Source organism: Pseudomonas sp. BW16M2 (assembly GCF_014268865.1).
GTDB lineage: Bacteria > Pseudomonadota > Gammaproteobacteria > Pseudomonadales > Pseudomonadaceae > Aquipseudomonas > Aquipseudomonas peradeniyensis.
The window spans coordinates 180,370-199,501 of sequence record NZ_JABWRI010000007.1; the positions used below are offsets into that span (position 1 = coordinate 180,370).

The window sequence follows — 19,132 nt, forward strand, 5'->3', positions numbered from 1 at the left end:
TCATCCCCAGCCTTTGTTGATACCTGTTCGCAATTTGCGCTGAAGCGGCCAATGCCATGATTAGACAACGCACCCTGAAGAATACCATCCGTGCCACAGGTGTCGGCCTGCACTCCGGGGAGAAGGTCTACCTGACCCTCAAGCCTGCGCCTGTCGACACCGGCATCGTCTTCCGTCGCGCCGATCTCGACCCTGTGGTCGAAATCCCGGCGCGCGCGGCCAACGTCGGTGAGACCACCATGTCCACGACATTGGTCAACGGTGACGTCAAAGTCGATACGGTCGAGCACCTGCTCTCCGCCATGGCGGGCCTGGGCATCGATAACGCCTACGTCGAGCTCTCCGCCTCGGAAGTGCCGATCATGGATGGCAGCGCCGGACCCTTCGTATTCCTGATCCAATCGGCCGGCCTGGAAGAACAGGACGCAGCCAAGAAGTTCATCCGCATCCTGCGCGAAGTGACAGTGGAAGAGGGCGACAAGCGCGCCACTTTCCTGCCTTTCGACGGGTTCAAGGTGAGCTTCGAGATCGACTTCGATCACCCGGTCCTCAAGGGCCAGACCCAGAGCGCGGTCGTCGATTTCTCCAGCACCTCGTTCGTCAAGGAAGTCAGCCGTGCCCGCACGTTCGGCTTCATGCGTGACATCGAGTACCTGCGCAAGCACAACCTTGCGTTGGGCGGCAGCGTGGAGAACGCCATCGTGGTCGACGAGACCGGCGTGCTTAACGAAGACGGCCTTCGTTCCGATGACGAATTCGTCAAGCACAAGATCCTCGACGCCATCGGCGACCTTTATCTGCTGGGCAACAGCCTGATCGGCGAGTTCAAGGGCTACAAGTCCGGACACGCGCTGAACAACCAGCTGCTGCGCAAGCTGATCGCTGAAACGGACGCTTGGGAAGTGGTCACCTTCGAAGATGCCAGCACGGCACCGATCTCGTACATGCGCCCTGTTGCGGCCGTGTAAGTTCGAACACTCTCTCTAGTGTGATTAAGGCCACCTTCGGGTGGCCTTTTTTATGGCCACAGATCGTCCATCACTCTTTAGCTTTGCGCGATCCCTGTAGGAGCGGCCTTCAGTTCTTGCTCTGCGCATGCGCCGCCAGGCGCTCCAGCGCTGCGCGCAACTTCGGATCGCTGATGCCCTCGGCCGAGCCGCGGATACTGTCTGCGGCAGATTCCGAAAGCTCAGGCCCGTGGCCTTCGTGTTTTGCTGCTACCAGCGGTGGTTGCACCTTGAACTGGATGCGGCTCAGGTTGGCGAACGCCTCCATGGCTTGCAGCTGGCGTTGCAGGCGCTTCTGCTGGTAGCGCAGGCGGGTGGCCCAATGGCCGTCGGTAACCACCAGCAACAAAGTCCCTTCCTTCCAGGAGGCCACGTGGCAGTGCTCGCGGGCGGCCGGTTGCAGCTGGCTTTCCAGCAGGCGCTGCAGGTGCTCGAGGCGCTCGGCCTGGTTGAGCAGCAGGCGCAGTGGCCGGGCCTTGCGCAGCAGGTCGGCGGGCGGGCGGGCAGGGGTGGGTTTGTAGGCCATGGAGGTCTGCAGAGGGTTACAGGATCGACAGTCTACCAGTTGGGCATTCATCGCGGGGCAAGCCCGCTCCCACGCCAGCGTGTGGCTGGGCGTGGGAGCGGGCTTGCCCCGCGAGCGGTCGTCGGATCTTGATGCAAGTCATTCGCGATACGTTTCATCTTCGCGCACCTTGAACTTGCGCAAAAAGCCCCTATGTTAGTCAGGCCCCCTAAAAGCGCTGTGCCAGCATCGTGGAAATCCACCACTTTCCTCACCATCGTTTCCGGGTAGAATGCTCGTTCGCATGCGGCCTCAGGGCTGCACGGGCGACTCACGGGGCCGCCCTCCATCCCTACGTGTGGAAGATCCTGCCGATATGTTTGCGCCTTTGTTAAAAAAACTTTTTGGAAGCAAGAACGAGCGTGAAATCAAACGCATGCTCAAGACGGTGAGCACCGTCAATGCCTTCGAAGAGAAGATGGTGGCCCTCTCCGACGAGCAGCTGCAGGGCAAGACCGCAGAGTTCAAGGAACGCCTGGCCAAAGGCGAGACGCTCGACCAGCTGCTGCCCGAAGCCTTCGCCGTGGCCCGCGAGGCCGGCAAGCGCGTGATGGGCATGCGTCACTTCGATGTCCAGCTGATCGGCGGCATGACCTTGCACGAAGGCATGATCGCAGAAATGCGCACCGGTGAAGGCAAGACCTTGGTCGGTACCCTGGCCGTGTACCTCAACGCGCTGTCCGGCAAGGGCGTGCACGTGGTCACCGTCAACGACTACCTGGCCCGCCGCGACGCCAACTGGATGCGTCCGCTGTACGAGTTCCTCGGCCTCAACGTCGGCATCGTCTCGGCCTTCCAGCCGCCGGAAGAAAAGCGCGCCGCCTATGCCGCCGACATCACCTACGGCACCAACAACGAATTCGGTTTCGACTACCTGCGCGACAACATGGCGTTCAGCCAGGACGAGAAGTTCCAGCGTGAGCTGAACTTCGCCGTGATCGACGAAGTCGACTCGATCCTCATCGACGAGGCGCGCACCCCGCTGATCATCTCCGGCCAGGCCGAGGACAGCTCCAAGCTGTACATCGAGATCAACCGCCTGATCCCGCGCCTGACCCAGCACATCGAGGAAGTCGAAGGCCAGGTGACCCAAGAGGGCCACTACACCATCGACGAGAAGAGCCGCCAGGTCGAACTGAACGAGGCCGGCCACCAGTTCATCGAGGACATGCTGACCCAATCCGGCCTGCTGGCCGAGGGCGAGAGCCTGTACTCGGCGCACAACCTTAGCCTGCTGACCCACGTCTACGCCGGCCTGCGCGCGCACAAGCTGTTCCACCGCAACGTCGAGTACATCGTCCAGGAAGGCCAGATCCTCCTGATCGACGAGCACACTGGCCGCACCATGCCGGGCCGCCGCCTGTCCGAAGGCCTGCACCAGGCCATCGAGGCCAAGGAAAACCTGAACATCCAGGCCGAGAGCCAGACCCTGGCCTCGACCACCTTCCAGAACTACTTCCGCCTCTACACCAAGCTGTCCGGCATGACCGGTACCGCCGACACCGAGGCGTTCGAGTTCGCCCAGATCTACAACCTCAACGTGATGGTCATCCCACCGAACAAGCCGTTGGCCCGCAAGGACTTCAACGACCTGGTGTACCTGACCGCCGACGAGAAGTACGCCGCGATCATCGCCGACATCAAGGAAAGCATGGCCCACGGCCGTCCAGTCCTGGTCGGTACCGCGACCATCGAAACCTCCGAGCACATGTCCAACCTGCTCAAGAAGGAAGGTATCGACCACAAGGTCCTGAACGCCAAGTACCACGAGAAAGAAGCCGAGATCATCGCCCAAGCCGGTGCTCCAGGCGCACTGACCATCGCCACCAACATGGCCGGTCGTGGTACCGACATCCTGCTGGGCGGTAACTGGGAGGCCGAAGTGGCCGCCCTGGACAACCCGACCGCCGAGCAGATCGCCCAGATCAAGGCCGACTGGCAGAAACGTCACCAGCAGGTACTGGAAGCCGGTGGCCTGCACGTGATCGCCTCCGAGCGCCATGAGTCGCGCCGTATCGACAACCAGCTGCGTGGCCGTGCCGGCCGTCAGGGTGACGCCGGTTCCAGCCGCTTCTACCTGTCGCTGGAAGACAGCCTGATGCGCATCTTCGCCTCCGACCGGGTGAAGAACTTCATGAAAGCGCTGGGGATGCAGTCCGGCGAGGCCATCGAGCATCGCATGGTGACCAACGCCATCGAGAAGGCGCAGCGCAAGGTCGAAGGCCGCAACTTCGACATCCGCAAGCAACTGCTCGAATACGACGACGTGGCCAACGAGCAGCGCAAGGTGATCTACCACATGCGCAACAGCCTGCTGGCCGCCGAGAACATCGGCGACACCATCGCCGAGTTCCGCCAGGAAGTGCTCGATGCCACCATCAGCCAGCACATCCCGCCGCAATCGCTGCCCGAGCAGTGGGACGTGGCCGGTCTGGAAGCTTCGCTGGCCAGCGATTTCGCCATCAAGCTGCCGATCCAGCAGTGGCTCGACGAGGATGATCACCTCTACGAGGAGACCCTGCGCGAGCGGCTGATCAAGGAAATCACCGACGCCTACAACGAGAAGGAAGACCAGGCCGGTATCGACGCCCTGCGTACCTTCGAGAAGCAGATCCTGCTGCGCGTGCTGGACGACCTGTGGAAAGACCACCTGTCGACCATGGACCACCTGCGTCATGGTATCCACCTGCGCGGCTATGCGCAGAAGAACCCGAAGCAGGAGTACAAGCGCGAGTCGTTCACCCTGTTCCAGGAGCTGCTGGAGTCGATCAAGCGCGACACCATCCGCGTGCTCTCGCACGTCCAGGTGCGCCGCGAAGACCCGGCCGAGGAAGAGGCGCGCCTGCGCCGCGAGGCCGAGGAGCTGGCCAGCCGCATGCAGTTCCAGCACGCCGCCGCCCCGGGCCTGGAAGGCGAGCAGCTGGCCGAGGAGGGCGCCGAAGTCGCCGTGGCCTCCGCGCCGGTTCGCAACGACATGAAGCTGGGCCGCAACGAGCCGTGCTGGTGTGGTTCGGGCAAGAAATTCAAGCATTGCCACGGTCAGATCGAGTAATCGATCCTGCGTGACATCCGAGGGGCCGCGTTGCGGCCCTTTCGCGACACAGGGCCGCTCCCACAGGTACAGCGCTCGGCTAAAGAGCAGCGCAGTCTCTGTGGGAGCGGCCTTGTGTCGCGATGGGCTGCGAAGCGGCCCCCGCTCTTCCCTCAGGTAACCGGCCGACATTAAGATCGTCCGACGTCGTCACATCCCTTGTTTTCCATAGGAGCGCTCTAATGGCTGTTGGTCTTGGTCCCCTGCCCACCCTGCACCCGGTTCCCGGTTTCGAACTCGGTATCGCCTCGGCGGGCATCAAGCGCCCAGGGCGCAAGGATGTGGTGGTGATGCGCTGCGCCGAAGGCTCCAGCGTCGCCGGCGTGTTCACCCTCAACGCCTTCTGCGCGGCCCCGGTGATCCTTTCCAAGCAGCGTGTGCAGGGCACCGTGCGTTACCTGCTGACCAACACCGGCAACGCCAATGCCGGCACCGGCGCACCGGGCCTGGCCGCCGCCGAGCGCACCTGCGCCAAGCTGGCCGAGCTTGCTGGCGTGCCGGCTGAGTCCGTGCTGCCGTTCTCCACCGGCGTGATCGGCGAGCCGCTGCCGGTCGAGAAGATCGAAGGCGCGCTGCAGGCCGCCCTGGACAACCTGTCGGAAAACCACTGGGCCGAAGCCGCCACCGGCATCATGACCACCGACACCCTGCCCAAGGGCGCCAGCCGTCAGTTCCAGCACGACGGCAAGACCATCACCGTCACCGGCATCAGCAAGGGCGCGGGCATGATCCGCCCGAACATGGCCACCATGCTCGGCTACATCGCCACCGACGCCAAGGTTGCCCCGGCGGTGCTCAAGGACCTGATGCTCGACGGCGCCAACAAGTCGTTCAACCGCATCACCATCGACGGCGACACCTCGACCAACGACTGCTGCATGCTGATCGCCACTGGCAAGGCCGATGTGCCGGAAGTCACCGAGGCCAGCGGCGCACTGTTCGAGGCGCTGAAAAAGGCGGTGTTCGAGGTGTGCATGGAGGTGGCCCAGGCCATCGTCCGTGACGGCGAAGGTGCCACCAAGTTCGTCACCGTGCAGGTCAACGGTGGTGGCAATCACCAGGAGTGCCTGGACGTCGGCTACGCCGTGGCCCACTCGCCGCTGATCAAGACCGCGCTGTTCGCCTCCGACCCCAACTGGGGCCGTATCCTCGCCGCGGTCGGTCGGGCCGGCGTGCCGGCTCTGGATGTCAGCCTGATCGATGTGTACCTGGACAGCGTGTGCATCGCCAGCAAGGGCGGACGCAGCCCGAGCTACACCGAGGACCAGGGCGCCAAGGTGATGGCCCAGGAGGAGATCACCATCCGCATCGAGCTGGGCCGTGGCCAGTGCAGCGAAACCATCTGGACCACCGACCTGTCCCACGAGTACGTGAAGATCAACGCCGAATACCGGACTTGATGCATAGGGGGCCGCTTTGCGGCCCTTTCGCGGCACGAGGCCGCTCCTACAAGGGAATGCGATCTCCTGTAGGAGCGGCCTTGTGCCGCGAAAGGGCTGCGCAGCAGCCCCAATATCCCGAATCCGCTGGAGCCCAATCATGAGCTATCACCTGATCATCGGCGACAAGCTGTATTCCTCCTGGTCGCTACGCGGCGCCCTGGCCCTCGAGCTGGCCGGCGTCCCCTACGAAGAAACCCTGGTCAAGCTCAACCAGCCTGACACCCGCCAGCGCCTGCTGGCCTTCTCGGCCACCGCCAAGGTGCCGCTGCTGCAGAGCGAGCACGGCGTGATCGCCGACTCCCTGGCCATCGCCGAATACCTCAACGAACGCCACCCCGAGGCGCGCCTGTGGCCCGAGGACGTCGCCGCCCGTGCCCAGGCCCGTTCGGCCTGCGCGCAGATGCACAGCGGCTTCTTCGCCCTGCGCGGGGCCATGCCGTTCGATATGTCCCGTGACGAAGCACTGGCCGAGGTGCCGCTGGACGTGCAGGTCGATATCGACCGCATCGTCGCCCTGTGGAACGAATGCCGCGTGGTCGCCAAGGATACCGGTCCGTTCCTGTTCGGCCGGCCGACCCTGGCCGACGCCTTCTTCGCCCCGGTGGCCGTGCGCCTGCGCAGCTACCGCGTCGCGGTGCCGGCCGAAGCGGCCGCCTACATCGAGACTATCTACCAATGGCCGGCCTTCCAGGCCTGGCAACAAGCTGGCCTGGCGGAGCGTGAAGGGTGAAACGGATTCATGTAGTCGCAGCGGTCATTCGTGGTGCCGACGGGCGGATCCTGATCGCTCGCCGCGCTGATACCCAGCACCAGGGCGGCCTGTGGGAGTTCCCCGGCGGCAAGCTGGAGGAGGGCGAGGGTGTCGAGGTGGCGCTGGCCCGCGAGCTGCGCGAGGAGCTGGGTATCGAGGTCGCGGCTTCGCGGCCGTTGATCAAGGTCAGTCACGACTATCCGGACAAGCAGGTGCTGCTGGATGTGCGTGAAGTGCACGCCTTTACCGGCGAGCCCCACGGCGCCGAGGGGCAGCCCTTGGCCTGGGTAGCACCGCGTGACCTTGGCCAGTATGAATTCCCCGAGGCCAACAAGCCGATCGTCGCCGCGGCGCGCCTGCCAGACCAGTACCTGATCACTCCGGACGGGCTGGAAGTGCCAGAGCTGCTCAAGGGCATCCAGAAAGCCGTGGCTAGCGGCATCAAGCTGATCCAGCTGCGCGCGCCGGACATGTACGACCCCAAGTACCGCGATGTGGCGGTGGATGCGGTCGGCCTGTGCGCGGGCAAGGCCCAATTGATGCTCAAGGGGCCGTTGGAATGGTTGGGCGACTTCCCGTCGGCCGGCTGGCACCTGACCGCCGCGCAGTTGCGCAAGTACGCGGCCAAGGGGCGTCCATTCCCGAAGGATCGCTGGCTGGCGGCGTCCTGCCACAGTGTCGAGGAACTGGCGCTGGCTGAGCAGATGGGGGTGGATTTCGTCATCCTGTCACCGGTGCAGGCGACCCAGACTCACCCGGAGGCGGTGCCGTTGGGGTGGGATGAGGCGCAGCGGTTGATCGGCGGGATCAGCCATCCGGTGTTTCTGCTCGGCGGGGTCGGGCCTGGTGAGCGGGAGCGGGCCTGGGAGGTTGGGGCGCAGGGTGTTGCAGGGATCCGGGCGTTCTGGCCTGAGATCTGATACATCAGGCCATCGCGGGGCAAGCCCGCTCCCACGCCAGTCCACAATCTGGCGTGGGAGCGGGCTTGCCCCGCGATACGTTCAGGCCGGCTTCTCGGCTGCTTGCCACAGCACTTCATTCACTCCCTGGCGCCGCCCAATGATCCGGGCCGCGACGAACAGCAGGTCCGACACCCGGTTGATATAGGCCAGCCCCACTCCCTCCAGCGGTTCCAGCGCATTCAGCTGCTGGCAACGCCGTTCCGCCGCCCGCGCCGCGCTGCGGCAGACATGGGCCTGGGCCACCAGCATCGAGCCCCCGGGCAGGATGAAATTCTTCAGCGGCCCCAACTCTTCGTTCCAGCGGTCGATGGCCGCCTCCAGGCGCTTCACCTCGGCTGTGTTCAACGCCTGGTAGCTGGGCATCGCCAGCTCCCCGCCGAGGTCGAACAATCGGTGCTGACAAGGCGCCAGCACCTCGATCAGTTCGCCAAGGCCAGCCTCGGCCAGCCCGGCCAGCAGCACACCCAACTGGCTGTTGAGGCTGTCCACCTCGCCGATCGCCTCGATCCGCGGATGGTCCTTGGGCACCCGGCGTCCGTCGCCCAGGCCGGTTTCGCCTTTGTCGCCGGTGCGGGTGTAGATCTTCGACAGGCGATAGCCCATGTCATGTCTCCGTCTGGATGGTGGTCGGCTGGGCCGGGTTCAGGGGCAGGCGCAGGGTGAAGCAGGTGCCCTGGCCGGGGGTGGACTGCACTTCCATCTGCCCCTTGTGGTTGTTGGTGATGATGAAGTACGACACCGACAGGCCCAGGCCGGTGCCCTGGCCGATTTCCTTGGTGGTGAAGAACGGCTCGAAGGTGCGTTTGCGCACGGTCTCGGGCATGCCGACGCCATTGTCCTCGACCTGGATTTCCGCCCACGGCGGGTTGAGGCGGGTGCGCAGGGTGATGCGCCCTGGTTCGCTGGGCTGCGGGCGCTGGTGGATGGCCTGGGCGGCGTTTTTCAGCAGGTTCAGCAGCACCTGTTCGAGTTCGTTGGCGGTGCAGGGCACCGGGCCCAGTTGCGGGTCGAACTGGCGGACGATGGCCTGGCCCTTGAAGTCGAAGCCGATAGCCAGGTCGAAGTCGTTGCCGGCGATCTCCACGGCCTGGTCGATCAGCGCCGGCAACTCGCAAGGGGCCAGTTGGCGGTTGCTGCGGCGGCTGAAGCTGAGCATGTGGGTGACGATCTTGGCCGCCCGGGCGCCGGCCTGCTGGATGCCGTCGAGCAGTTGCGGCACCTCGCGGCTCTCCAGGTAGCGGTTGACGGCCGGCAGGTCGATGCCCAGTTCGCCGGCCTGCTCCTGGTTGCGCGGCAGGTCCGGCGACAGGCGCCGGCGAATGTTCTGCACGTTGTGCAGGATGGCGCCCAACGGGTTGTTGATCTCGTGGGCCATGCCCGCGGCCAGGCCGCCGACCGAGAGCATCTTCTCCGATTGCACCATCATCTCTTCCAGGGACAGGCGCTGGGTGATGTCGTCGATGCGGATCACCACGCCACGGCCAGCACCACCCATCAGCGGGTAGAAGGTCAGGGCATAGTGGCGCAGGTCTTCGCCCTTGGGCCAGGTGACCCGTTCGATCTTGGCCACCCGGTGTTTCTCCACGCTCTCCTTGAGCTGCGGCAGGAAGGGCTTGAGCGGCTCGAAGGCGAGGAACACCGGCTGGTTCAGTGCCTCGTCCAGCGGTGTGCCGGAGAGCACCGTGGCCTCGTGGTTCCACTGGGTGACGTAGAGCTGCTCGTCGAGGGCAATCAGTGCCGAGGGCATGGAGTCGATGATGCTGTTCAGGTAGTTCTGAAAGCCCGTGAGTTTTTTCTCGATCTTGCTGCGCACCTGGACTTCAAGTTCCAGCTTGCGGTTGGTGTGGCGGGTTTCCTCGGCCAGGCCCTGGGCCTGGTCGTAGGCGTCCTGGAACTCGTCGCGGGTACGCTTGAGCTGCTGCTCGCGGGCCTCGATGCGCGACAGCATGGTGTTGAACGCCTCGGCCAGGCTGCCGATCTCGTCGTCGTTGCCGCGCTGGGCGCGCAGGGCATAGCTCTCCTCGCGGGTGACCTGGCGGGTCAGCTCTTCGAGGCGATTGATCGGCACGGTGATCAGGCGCTTGATCTGCCGGGCGATGACCAGCCACAGCAGTATGCTGAACACCAAAATGGCCAGGCTGGCGGAGAGCGTGCCGGTGTAGAACGCGGTGGGCAGCTCGCTGCTGGCTACCAGCAGCAGGTGCGCGGGCGGGGCGGCGCTACGCGGTAGGCGGATCAGCTGGGTGCTGCGAAACTCCATCAGGCGCCAGCCGTCGATGTTGCGGTAGCGCTTGGGCAGGGTCAGCGGGTCGCCGTGCTGCAGCTGGGCCAGCATCTGCCCGTCGCCGCCATAGATCGCGGCGGCGCGCAACGGCGAGTAGCTGTCGAGCTCCTTGAGCAGCGCCGTGGCGTTCTCCGTCGAGTCGCCGGCGCGCGCGGACAGCTGCGGGTTGGAGACCAGCCGACCGATGGTCTGCAGGGCCTGGGGCGCCATGCTTTCCTGGGTGATCCAGTAGGCGGCGCTGATGAAGGCGAGGTTGGCCACCAACAGGATGGTCACCAGCAGCACCAGCAGGGCCGCCAGCAGTTTCTGCCCGACCGGGAGGTTTTCCAGGCGTTGACGCAGGGTCATGGGTGAAGAGGTGTCCTGTCCTGTGGATAAAGGGCGTCAGTCGCTGCGCAAGCCGCGCGCTTCGAGGTTTGCCATCAGGCGCCGGCGCAACTTTTCCAGATGCGGCACGCTGGCACCATGCCGCGCAGCGACGCGGCAGGCGTGGCCGAGCAGGTAGTGGACCTCGGTGCGCCGGCGATGGCGGACGTCCTGGTACATGGAAGAGTAGTTGGCCGCGGTGGCGAGGATCACCCGCTGCACTTCCTCGTGCAGGTCGTTGGCCGCCTCGGGCTGGCCGCAGCGGTGTAGCAAGTCGGCCAGTTCGTCGCACAGCTGGTCGACTTCGGCCAGGTGACCGAGCAGGCCGCCATTCTGGCAGTCGTGCAGCACGGTGAGCGGGTTGATCGCGCAGTTGAGCGCCAGCTTGCGCCACAGGCGGGTGGGGATATCGAGCGCCCACTGGGCCGGGATGCCGGCGTCGTGCAGATCCTCGAACCAGGATGGGACGTTGGGATTGGCCGGGTCGCCCAGCCAGTTGAAGCCGTGGCCGGCGAAGCGTACCTGCCAGTCGGCCTCGCGGAACGCGCCCTCGGTGCTGGAGGCGAAGATGCAGCGGGCGTGGGGCACCTGGTCGGCGACTTCGTCCTGGCTGCCCAGGCCGTTCTGCAACAGCACCAGCTCGGCGCCGTTGGCCAGCCGCGGGGCCAGGCGGGCCACGGCGGGCGCGGCGTCGTAGGCCTTGCAGGCGACCAGCAGGCGATGGATCGGGCCGGGGGCGTCGGCAGTCTCCGCGGGGATCGCGTAGTGGTGGGCGCCGTCCTGTTCGACCAGGGTCAGCCCGCCGCCGTGCTCATAGGCGGCCAGGCGCTGTTGGTCACGCAGGATCAGGCGGACCGCCTTGCCGGCGCGGGCCAGGCGACAGGCCCAGAGGCTGCCGAGGCTGCCGGCGCCGAGAATATGCCAGGTGCTGCTCATCTGCGTTTCGCAACCCGTTATAATGAGTCCGCATTTTAACCATCAAACCCGACGCGCTCCATCTTCAGGCCGAGCGCGCTTTTTTTTCTGGAGATCATCCATGCCTTCGTTCGACGTGGTATCGGAACTGGACAAGCACGAAGTGCAGAACGCCGTCGACAACGCCATCAAGGACCTCGACCGCCGTTATGACCTCAAGGGCAAGGGCACCTTCGAGTTCAAGGACAAGGAGCAGACCGTGCTGCTGACCGCCGAGGAGGAGTTCCAGCTCGAAGCGATGCTGGAAATCCTGCGCCTGGCGCTGGTCAAGCGCAAGATCGACGTCAAATGCCTGGAAACCAAGGACCCCTACGCATCCGGCAAGGAAAAGAAACAGGAAGCCAAGTTCCGCGAAGGCATCGACAAGGACCTGGCCAAGAAGATCGTCGCCACCATCAAGGACGGCAAGCTCAAGGTCCAGGCCGCCATCCAGGGCGAGCAGGTGCGCGTGACCGGCAAGAAGCGTGACGACCTGCAGGAAGCCATCGCCCTGCTGCGCACCAAGGAATTCGACATGCCGCTGCAGTTCAACAACTTCCGCGACTGATCCTCGGCGGCCCGGAACCTTGATGGCGCAGTGATGTCCATCGGGGTCCGGGCCGCTTGCTTTGCGTTGCCCGCCTCATCGTGTACTTGCCGTTCGGCATCAGGAGATAAACATGGATTTGAACGCTGAAGTCGATCAGCTGGTCCGCCAATCGCAAACCTGGCTCCCCTTGATCATGGAGTACGGCAGCCGCCTGTTGCTGGCGCTGCTGACACTGGCCATTGGCTGGTGGATCATCAACAAACTCAGCGCCCGCCTGGGCAAGCTGGTCGGCCTGCGTGCCGACGCGGCGCTGCAGGGCTTCATCAGCACCCTGGCCAACATCGTGCTGAAGGTACTGCTGATGGTCAGCGTGGCGTCGATGATCGGTATCGAGACCACCTCGTTCGTCGCCGCCATCGGTGCCGCGGGCCTGGCCATCGGCCTGGCCTTGCAGGGGAGCCTGGCGAACTTCGCCGGCGGCGTGCTGATCCTGATGTTCCGTCCGTTCCGCATCGGTGACTGGATCGAGGCGCAGGGTGTCGCGGGCACCGTGGACAGCATCCAGATCTTCCACACCGTGCTGCGCACCGGCGACAACAAGACGGTGATCATGCCCAACGGCAGCCTGTCCAACGGCATCATCACCAACACCAACCGCCAGCCGACCCGCAAGGTGGTGTTCGACGTGGGCGTGGACTACGACGCCGACCTGCAGAAGGCGCGCAACGTGCTGCTGGAGCTGGCCCAGGACCCGCGCGTGCTGCAGGATCCGGCGCCACAGGCGGTGATCTCGACCCTGGGTGACAGCTCGATCACCGTGTCGCTGCGTATCTGGGTCAAGACCGCCGACTACTGGGACGTGCTGTTCATGCTCAACGAGCATGCCCGCGACCGTCTCAAGGCCGAAGGGATCGACATTCCGTTTCCACAGCGGGTGATCCGCGTGGTGCAGGAGGCGGCGGTCCAGTAACGCCTCGTCGCTTCCCATCGCGGGGCAAGCACGCTCCCACATGGCCAGTACCGGTCTTGTGGGAGCGGGCTTGCCCCGCGATGCTTTTCAAGACCCTTACACTTGTTCACAGCCGGGTACTGTCATTTCTGGCATATACCTTGATCCTGCCTACAAACCCGATGTCTGCCATGAAACCTTTGCTGTATATCACTCCCTTGCGCGCCTTGCTGTTCGGCCTGACCCTGGCGCTGTTCGAATTGCTGACCTATCTCGCCAGCGACGCGGTCATGCCCGCCATGCCGGTAGTCGTCGGTGATCTTCAGGCCAGTCCCGAATACATTCCCCACGCCCTGAACCTGTACCTGCTGGGCGGGGTACTGCTGCAGTGGTTGATCGGCCCGCTGGCGGATCGCTACGGCCGACGCCCGTTGCTGCTGGGCGGCTGCATCTTCTTCGGCCTGGCTTGCCTGGCGACCTTCTGGGTACAGGACATCGGCCTGTTCAACCTGTTGCGCCTGTTGCAGGGCATTGGCCTGGGCTTCGTGGTCACGGTCAGCTACCCGGCGCTCAACGAGGCGTTCAGCGAAGCAGACGCGGTGCGCATGATGGCCCTGCTGGCCAATATCGCCCTGTTGTCGCCGCTGCTCGGCCCGCTGGTGGGTACCCTGATGCTGCAGTGGCTGGACTGGCGCTGGCTGTTCGTGGCGTTTGCCGCGGGCGCGGTGCTGTGCTGGCTGCTGCTTTACCGGCTGATGCCGGAAACCCTGGGCGTGGAGCGTCGCGACGGTTCGCGCCTGCCGTTCACGCCCATCCACCTGCTACCGTTGCTGGCTGGCTACGGCCAGTTGCTGGGCAATCGGCGCTTCGTGGCCGGTAGCGCGGCACTTGGGCTGGTGGGGCTGCCGTTGATCGGCTGGATCGGCCTGTCGCCGGTGCTGCTGATCCATGACGAAGGCCTGAGCACCCTGGAATACGCATTGTGGCAGTTGCCGGTGTTCGGCGGGCTGATCATGGGCAACCTGATCATCAACCGCATCGCCGATCGTTATCCACTGCCGGCATTGGTGCGCGGGGCCCTGTGGCCTTATCTGGCGGGGCTGTCGCTGATGGTCGCGGCAACCTGGTGCTGGCCGACGGTGACCAGCGTGGTGGCCGGCATGTCGCTGTACGCGCTGGGGCTTGGAGTGGCCAACGCGGTGTTGTACCGCATGACGCTGTTCTCCAGCGAGCAGAGCAAGGGCCTGGTCTCGGCGATGCTGGGAATGATCACCATCGCCTTGCTGGGGCTGGGAGGCGCCGTGTTGGCGATGCTTGGCGCGGGCGCGAGCCTGATGCACTTTGCCGTGGCGGCAGGCATTGCAGGGGCGCTGGCGCTTTGGCCGTTGTGGTTTGTCGTTGGCGGTCGGCGTGGGGAAGGGGCCGTGGTGCAGTAGAAACATCGCGGGGCAAGCCCGCTCCCACGCAACTGGTCAACTTGTCAGCGTGGGAGCGGGCTTGCCCCGCGATAAGGCCGGTGACGGCTTAGTTCTGTTCAGCCGCCGGACTCTCCACCGGCACCGGCTTTCCCCGACCAACCTCCTGCCGCCAGTGCAGGGCGATCAGCACCAGCGTCGGCACGCCCAGCAGCGCGGTGATCAGGAAGAAGTCGTGGTAGCCGAACTTCTCCACCATCACCCCGGAATATCCACCGATCAGGCGCGGCAGCAACAGCATGATCGAGCTCAGCAGCGCGTACTGGGTGGCCGAGAACTTCAGGTTGGTCAGGCTCGACAGGTAGGCGACGAAGGCTGACGTGGCCAACCCCGAGCTGAAGTTGTCCAGCGAAATGGTCACCACCAGCATTTCCAGGTTCGGGCCCATGTCGGCCAGCATCAGGAACAGGATGTTGGTCGCCGCCGAGGCCGCGCCGCCGATGAACAGGATCGGCAGGATGCCGAAACGCACGATCAGCAGGCCACCGGCACCGGCGCCCACCAGGGTCATGATCAGGCCGAAGATCTTGCTGACGCTGGCGATCTGGTCCTTGGTGAAGCCCATGTCGATGTAGAACACGTTGGCCATCACGCCCATCACCGTGTCGGACATGCGGTAGGTGGCGATCAGCCCGAGCAGCAGCAGGGCCTGCCAGCGGTAGCGCGCGATGAAGTCGTTGACCGGTGTGAGCACCGGCGCCAGGCCGCGACGGCCCAGGGACGACAGGCACGCCCAGGTCAGCAGCACGTAGAGGATCAGGCGCAGGAAGGCGCGGTCCTCGAGCAGCAGGTCGAGCATGGTCGAGTCGCCGAATACCACGCTGGCCCAGTCGGTGTTGAACAGCTGGGTGAAGCTGGCGGGCACCGAGACCAACAGGATGATCAGCACGAACACCGACGCCAGCTGGTGCATAAGCCCGTAGCGGGCCGCCGACAGCTGGGTGCGCAGGGGCACCGGCGGTTCGCGCATCACCAGGGTGGTGAACAGCGCGGGCAGCATCAGCACGCCGAACAGCACGTAGGTGCCGGTCCAGGCCTGGTGCAGGTAGCTGAATCCGGTGGAGCCGAACCACTCGGCGAAGAACAGCGCGCCGGCGGTGGCGAGCAGCGCGGCGACCCGGTATCCGGCCATGTAGCTGGCGGCCAGGGCGGCCTGGCGCTGATCGTCGGCGATCTCCAGGCGGTAGGCGTCGACGGCGATGTCCTGGGTGGCGGAGGCGAAGGCCACCAGCACCGCCAGGGCGATCAGCCACGACAGATGCTTCTGCGGGTCGCAGAAGCCCATGCCGACCAGCCCGAGCACCACCAGCACCTGGGACAACAGCAGCCACGAACGACGACGGCCCATGCCACCGAGCAGCGGCAGGCGCCATTGGTCGAGCAGCGGCGACCAGACCCACTTGAAGGCGTAGGCCAGGCCGATCAGGCTGGCATAGCCGATGGTCTCACGCGCCACACCCGCCTCGCGCAGCCAGACCGAAAGCGTCGAGAACACCAGCATGTACGGCAGGCCGGCAGCGAATCCGAGCAGCAAAAGCACCAAAGTTGACGGGCTGGCATAGGCAGCGAGCGCAGCGCGCCAGGTTTTACGGGGCATGGGCCAACATCTGCCTCAAGGTTTGCGAAAACAAAGCGCGCACTCTAACCGCTGTGCTCCATTGGACGCCAGCCATGGCGCGCCATATCCACACGATTATTGGCCACATTCACGCCTTCTGCGCGCAGACGGGCGCGTTGTTCGTCGCCCGACGGCGTGCCCAGGGCCAGGCTCAGCCGACCGCCGGCACCCAGCACCCGGTGCCAGGGCAGGCGGGTATCCGGCGGCAACTGCCCCAGGGTGCGTCCGACCCAGCGCGCCGCGCGACCGAGGCCGGCCAGCTCGGCCAGTTGTCCGTAGCTGACCACCTTGCCGGCGGGCACCTGGCCCAGCACCGAGTACAGTGCCATTCGTCGGGCCTCGGCGTCTTCCGGCGGGGAGGGTGGCGGCATGGACATCACGGGGTACCTGGCCTGCGGATGAAACCGGACAGGCGGTCCGGGCAAATGCGAGTGGAACTCATCGGCATGGTCAGGGTCTGTCCTTGCTCAGGTTGTCGGTATCTGGATAATGCCCGGCTTTTTCGTCGAATCGAACTCGTATTGCGCTTATGTCTTCTAGAACCCTGCTTTGCCTCATCGCCGCGTCCCTCTGTACCCCCGTGCTCGCCGACACCGTATGGATGAAGAACGGTGACCGCCTGAGCGGCAAGATCAAGGTCTTCGACGGCGGCAAGCTGCTGCTGGAGACGCCCTATGGCGGTTCGATCGCCCTGGACTGGAAACAGGTGCAGACACTGGAGAGCGACCAGGAACTGCTGGTCAAGCAGGACGCCTACTCCGGCGAGAAGGCCAAGTCGCTCAAGGCCGCCGAACCGGGCAAGGTGACCCTGGCCAACGGCGATGCGCCGAAGACCGTCGAGTTGGCCAGCATCGAGCAGATCATGAAGCCACGGCCGGTGGTCGAGGACTTCCTATGGAAGGGCAATGTCGATGTGGCCATGGACTACAAGCGCGCCGAGAACAATACCGACGACTACGACGTCAGCTTCAAGACCACCGCCCGCCATGGCCGTTGGCGGCACAACGCCGAGGGCGAGTACAACCGCGAGACCAAGGACGACGTCACCACCACCAACAACTGGAGTGCCGAGTACGCCCTTGACCGCTTCATCACCGAGAAGTGGTTCTGGCAGGGGCGCCTGGAGTACAAGCGCGACCATATCGAAGACCTGGCGCGCCAGCGTACCGTCGGTACCGGCCCGGGCTACCAGTTCTGGGATGACGAACTGGGCGCGTTCTCGCTGGGGTCGCTGATCAACCGAACCGATTTCGAATACCGCGATGGTGGCAAGGACAACTTCTATGCCGCCGCCGTGAAGTGGGACTACAACCGCTACCTGATCGGCAAGAAGGTGGAGTTCTTCACCAATGGCGAGGTTGGCAAGCCGCTGGGTGGGGTGGCCGAGTACGCGCTGGATGCCGAGATGGGGCTGCGCTACAAGGTGACCGAGTGGGCTTCGCTCAACCTGAAGGCGGAGAAGGACCTGATCAAGGGCACCCGCGACAGTGACCTGGACAAGACCCGCTATACCGCCGGGTTTGGTGTTACCTGGTAAGACGATCCGGTAAAGCGCTGTGCGTGCTCTTTGTAGGAGCGGCCTTGTGTCGCGATAGGGCCGCAAAGCGGCCCCGGCGATGCCTGCCTTGTCGCTGTGATCCTGGGGCTGCTGCGCAGCCCTATCGCGACACAAGGCCGCTCCTACAGGGGTATGCGTAGATCTACACGGCAGCATACCCAGTGGCAGCGGCGGGTGATAATGCTTATCTTGTCACCCATCCAGTCCGTCGCCAGGAGCCTATCCAGTGAGTACCAACGCCCTCCGCCCCGCCCGGGAACTGCTGCTCAAGGAATACCGTGGCGTTCTCTCGACCCACTCCAAGTCCATGCCCGGCTATCCCTTCGGTTCGGTGGTGCCTTACTGCCTGGACGCCGAGGGCCATCCGCTGATCCTCATCAGCCGTATCGCCCAGCACACCCACAACCTGCAGAAAGATCCCAAGTGCTCGTTGCTGGTGGGTGAGCGCGACGCCGAGGACGTGCAGGCTGTCGGGCGCCTGACGGTGATGGCCGAGGCGCGCAAGCTGAGCGACGACGCGGCCATCGAGGCTGCCGCGGCCCGCTACTACCGGTACTTCCCTGAATCGGCCAATTACCACAAGGCCCACGACTTCGATTTCTGGGTGCTCGAGCCGGTACGCCACCGCTACATCGGCGGTTTCGGCGCGATCCACTGGCTCGACCAGGTGACCCTGGCCAATCCCTTCGCGGGCATGGCCGAGGCCAGCATGATCGAGCACATGAACAGCGACCACGCCAATGCCATCGCCCATTACGTCGAACTGACCGATCTGCCGCGCACGACGCCGGCCGAAATGGTCGGCATCGACAGCGAAGGCATGCACCTGCGTATCGGCCAGGGGGTGTACTGGCTGGCTTTCCCGAACATTTGCAACACGCCGACACAAGTCCGCGAAGCCTTGGTTTTGCTGGCTCGCGCTGACCAGTGGCCGGTTGCGGAAAGCGTCGAGGGTTGAAAACAGGCGTCGAGGCATCCATCTGATGGTCTTACAGGAAGATTCTCTTCCGTCGAGGAACCCTTGATGCGTGCTTTTCTACTGCTGTTACTGCTTTTTCCCGTGCTGGAGCTGTTCGTCTTCGTCAAGGTCAGCGCGGCCATCGGTTTCTTTCCGGCGCTGCTGCTGATCATCGCCGGTTCCGCCCTGGGTGTGCTGGTGATGCGCGTGGCCGGCCTGGCCACCGCCCTACGTGCCCGGGAGAGCCTGCAGCGCGGCGAATTGCCAGCTGAGGACATGTTCCAGGGCCTGATGCTCACCGTTGGTGGTGGTCTGCTGCTGTTGCCAGGCTTCATCAGCGATGTGCTGGGCCTGCTCTGCCTGTTGCCGTTCACCCGCCGCCTGGTTGCCGGAAAGCTGCGTCGTCGCGCCGAGGAACAGGCCCTGCGCCAGCGCGCGTTCCAGGATGACCCATTCCAGGCCCAGCCCCGCGATGGTGGCCATCGTCCGAACGTGATCGAGGGCGAGTACGAGCGCCGCGACAAGTAAGGCGTAGTTATGCGTGGGAGGGGGGGGGGGGGGGGGGGGGGGGGGGGGGGGGGGGGGGGGGGGGGGGGGGGGGG

17 protein-coding genes are annotated in these 19,132 nt (G+C 64.8%); 11 read left to right on the plus strand and 6 right to left on the minus strand.

Translation table 11 applies throughout. From position 1 onward, the window contains the following. Positions 1 to 56 precede the first annotated feature (56 nt). On the plus strand, positions 57 to 968 hold the full coding sequence (gene lpxC, locus HU735_RS09460) for a UDP-3-O-acyl-N-acetylglucosamine deacetylase (protein ID WP_028689733.1): 912 nt from the start codon (positions 57 to 59) through the stop codon (positions 966 to 968). Between the two features lie 109 nt (positions 969 to 1,077). On the opposite strand, the gene HU735_RS09465 is transcribed toward lpxC, so the two are convergent. Continuing rightward, positions 1,078 to 1,533 (minus strand): DciA family protein, encoded by a 456-nt coding sequence (locus tag HU735_RS09465; RefSeq protein ID WP_186713256.1) that lies wholly within the window; start codon positions 1,531 to 1,533, stop codon positions 1,078 to 1,080. A gap of 355 nt (positions 1,534 to 1,888) precedes the next feature. Here HU735_RS09465 and secA point away from each other — a divergent pair, with 355 nt between their 5' ends. The 4 genes from secA (at position 1,889) to HU735_RS09485 (ending at position 7,776) form a co-directional block, all read left to right on the plus strand. Further along, positions 1,889 to 4,624 (plus strand): preprotein translocase subunit SecA, encoded by a 2,736-nt coding sequence (gene secA / locus HU735_RS09470; RefSeq protein WP_186713257.1) that lies wholly within the window; start codon positions 1,889 to 1,891, stop codon positions 4,622 to 4,624. 221 nt (positions 4,625 to 4,845) lie between these two features. Beyond that, on the plus strand, positions 4,846 to 6,063 hold the full coding sequence (argJ, locus tag HU735_RS09475) for a bifunctional glutamate N-acetyltransferase/amino-acid acetyltransferase ArgJ (RefSeq protein WP_096049414.1): 1,218 nt from the start codon (positions 4,846 to 4,848) through the stop codon (positions 6,061 to 6,063). A 139-nt stretch (positions 6,064 to 6,202) separates the two neighbouring features. Further along, positions 6,203 to 6,835, plus strand: coding sequence for a glutathione S-transferase family protein (locus tag HU735_RS09480; protein ID WP_186713258.1), 633 nt, complete (start codon positions 6,203 to 6,205; stop codon positions 6,833 to 6,835). Beyond that, the gene (locus HU735_RS09485) at positions 6,832 to 7,776 is read left to right on the plus strand and encodes a Nudix family hydrolase (RefSeq protein ID WP_186713259.1); all 945 of its coding nucleotides are present in this window, start codon (positions 6,832 to 6,834) and stop codon (positions 7,774 to 7,776) included. Before HU735_RS09480 ends, HU735_RS09485 begins: the two co-directional genes overlap by 4 nt. 81 nt (positions 7,777 to 7,857) lie before the next feature. Here HU735_RS09485 and HU735_RS09490 read toward each other — a convergent pair whose 3' ends face one another. From HU735_RS09490 to HU735_RS09500, 3 genes are read right to left on the minus strand one after another with little or no spacing between them, the layout of a single operon-like run. Beyond that, positions 7,858 to 8,421, minus strand: a complete 564-nt coding sequence (locus tag HU735_RS09490) for a cob(I)yrinic acid a,c-diamide adenosyltransferase (RefSeq protein WP_186713260.1) — start codon at positions 8,419 to 8,421, stop codon at positions 7,858 to 7,860. Position 8,422: 1 nt separating this feature from the next. Beyond that, positions 8,423 to 10,450 (minus strand): ATP-binding protein, encoded by a 2,028-nt coding sequence (locus tag HU735_RS09495; RefSeq protein WP_050703859.1) that lies wholly within the window; start codon positions 10,448 to 10,450, stop codon positions 8,423 to 8,425. A 36-nt stretch (positions 10,451 to 10,486) separates the two neighbouring features. Further along, the gene (locus HU735_RS09500) at positions 10,487 to 11,404 is read right to left on the minus strand and encodes a putative 2-dehydropantoate 2-reductase (RefSeq protein WP_186713261.1); all 918 of its coding nucleotides are present in this window, start codon (positions 11,402 to 11,404) and stop codon (positions 10,487 to 10,489) included. A 100-nt stretch (positions 11,405 to 11,504) separates the two neighbouring features. On the opposite strand from HU735_RS09500, the gene HU735_RS09505 reads away from it, so the two are divergent. The 3 genes from HU735_RS09505 to HU735_RS09515 all read left to right on the plus strand — a co-directional run bounded on the left by HU735_RS09505 (position 11,505) and on the right by HU735_RS09515 (position 14,357). Further along, the gene (locus tag HU735_RS09505) at positions 11,505 to 11,990 is read left to right on the plus strand and encodes a YajQ family cyclic di-GMP-binding protein (protein ID WP_011535522.1); all 486 of its coding nucleotides are present in this window, start codon (positions 11,505 to 11,507) and stop codon (positions 11,988 to 11,990) included. A 112-nt stretch (positions 11,991 to 12,102) separates the two neighbouring features. Continuing rightward, on the plus strand, positions 12,103 to 12,942 hold the full coding sequence (locus HU735_RS09510; RefSeq protein WP_186713262.1) for a mechanosensitive ion channel family protein: 840 nt from the start codon (positions 12,103 to 12,105) through the stop codon (positions 12,940 to 12,942). 170 nt (positions 12,943 to 13,112) lie between these two features. Then, a complete protein-coding gene (locus HU735_RS09515; RefSeq protein ID WP_050703862.1) occupies positions 13,113 to 14,357 on the plus strand; it encodes an MFS transporter in 1,245 nt (414 codons plus the stop codon). Positions 14,358 to 14,445: 88 nt separating this feature from the next. On the opposite strand, the gene HU735_RS09520 is transcribed toward HU735_RS09515, so the two are convergent. Next, complete coding sequence (locus tag HU735_RS09520) at positions 14,446 to 15,993, minus strand: AmpG family muropeptide MFS transporter (RefSeq protein ID WP_050703863.1); 1,548 nt, start codon at positions 15,991 to 15,993, stop codon at positions 14,446 to 14,448. Between the two features lie 44 nt (positions 15,994 to 16,037). After that, positions 16,038 to 16,385: an MGMT family protein gene (locus HU735_RS09525; protein ID WP_238349773.1), complete on the minus strand. Its 348-nt coding sequence runs from the start codon at positions 16,383 to 16,385 to the stop codon at positions 16,038 to 16,040. Positions 16,386 to 16,543: 158 nt separating this feature from the next. Here HU735_RS09525 and HU735_RS09530 point away from each other — a divergent pair, with 158 nt between their 5' ends. From HU735_RS09530 to HU735_RS09540, 3 genes are all read left to right on the plus strand, one after another. Beyond that, the gene (locus HU735_RS09530; protein WP_050703865.1) at positions 16,544 to 17,551 is read left to right on the plus strand and encodes a DUF481 domain-containing protein; all 1,008 of its coding nucleotides are present in this window, start codon (positions 16,544 to 16,546) and stop codon (positions 17,549 to 17,551) included. 247 nt (positions 17,552 to 17,798) lie between these two features. Beyond that, entirely contained in the window at positions 17,799 to 18,530 is a 732-nt protein-coding gene (locus HU735_RS09535; RefSeq protein ID WP_186713264.1) for a DUF2470 domain-containing protein, read from the plus strand. Positions 18,531 to 18,596: 66 nt separating this feature from the next. Next, complete coding sequence (locus tag HU735_RS09540) at positions 18,597 to 19,058, plus strand: FxsA family protein (RefSeq protein WP_050703867.1); 462 nt, start codon at positions 18,597 to 18,599, stop codon at positions 19,056 to 19,058. Positions 19,059 to 19,132: the final 74 nt, after the last annotated feature.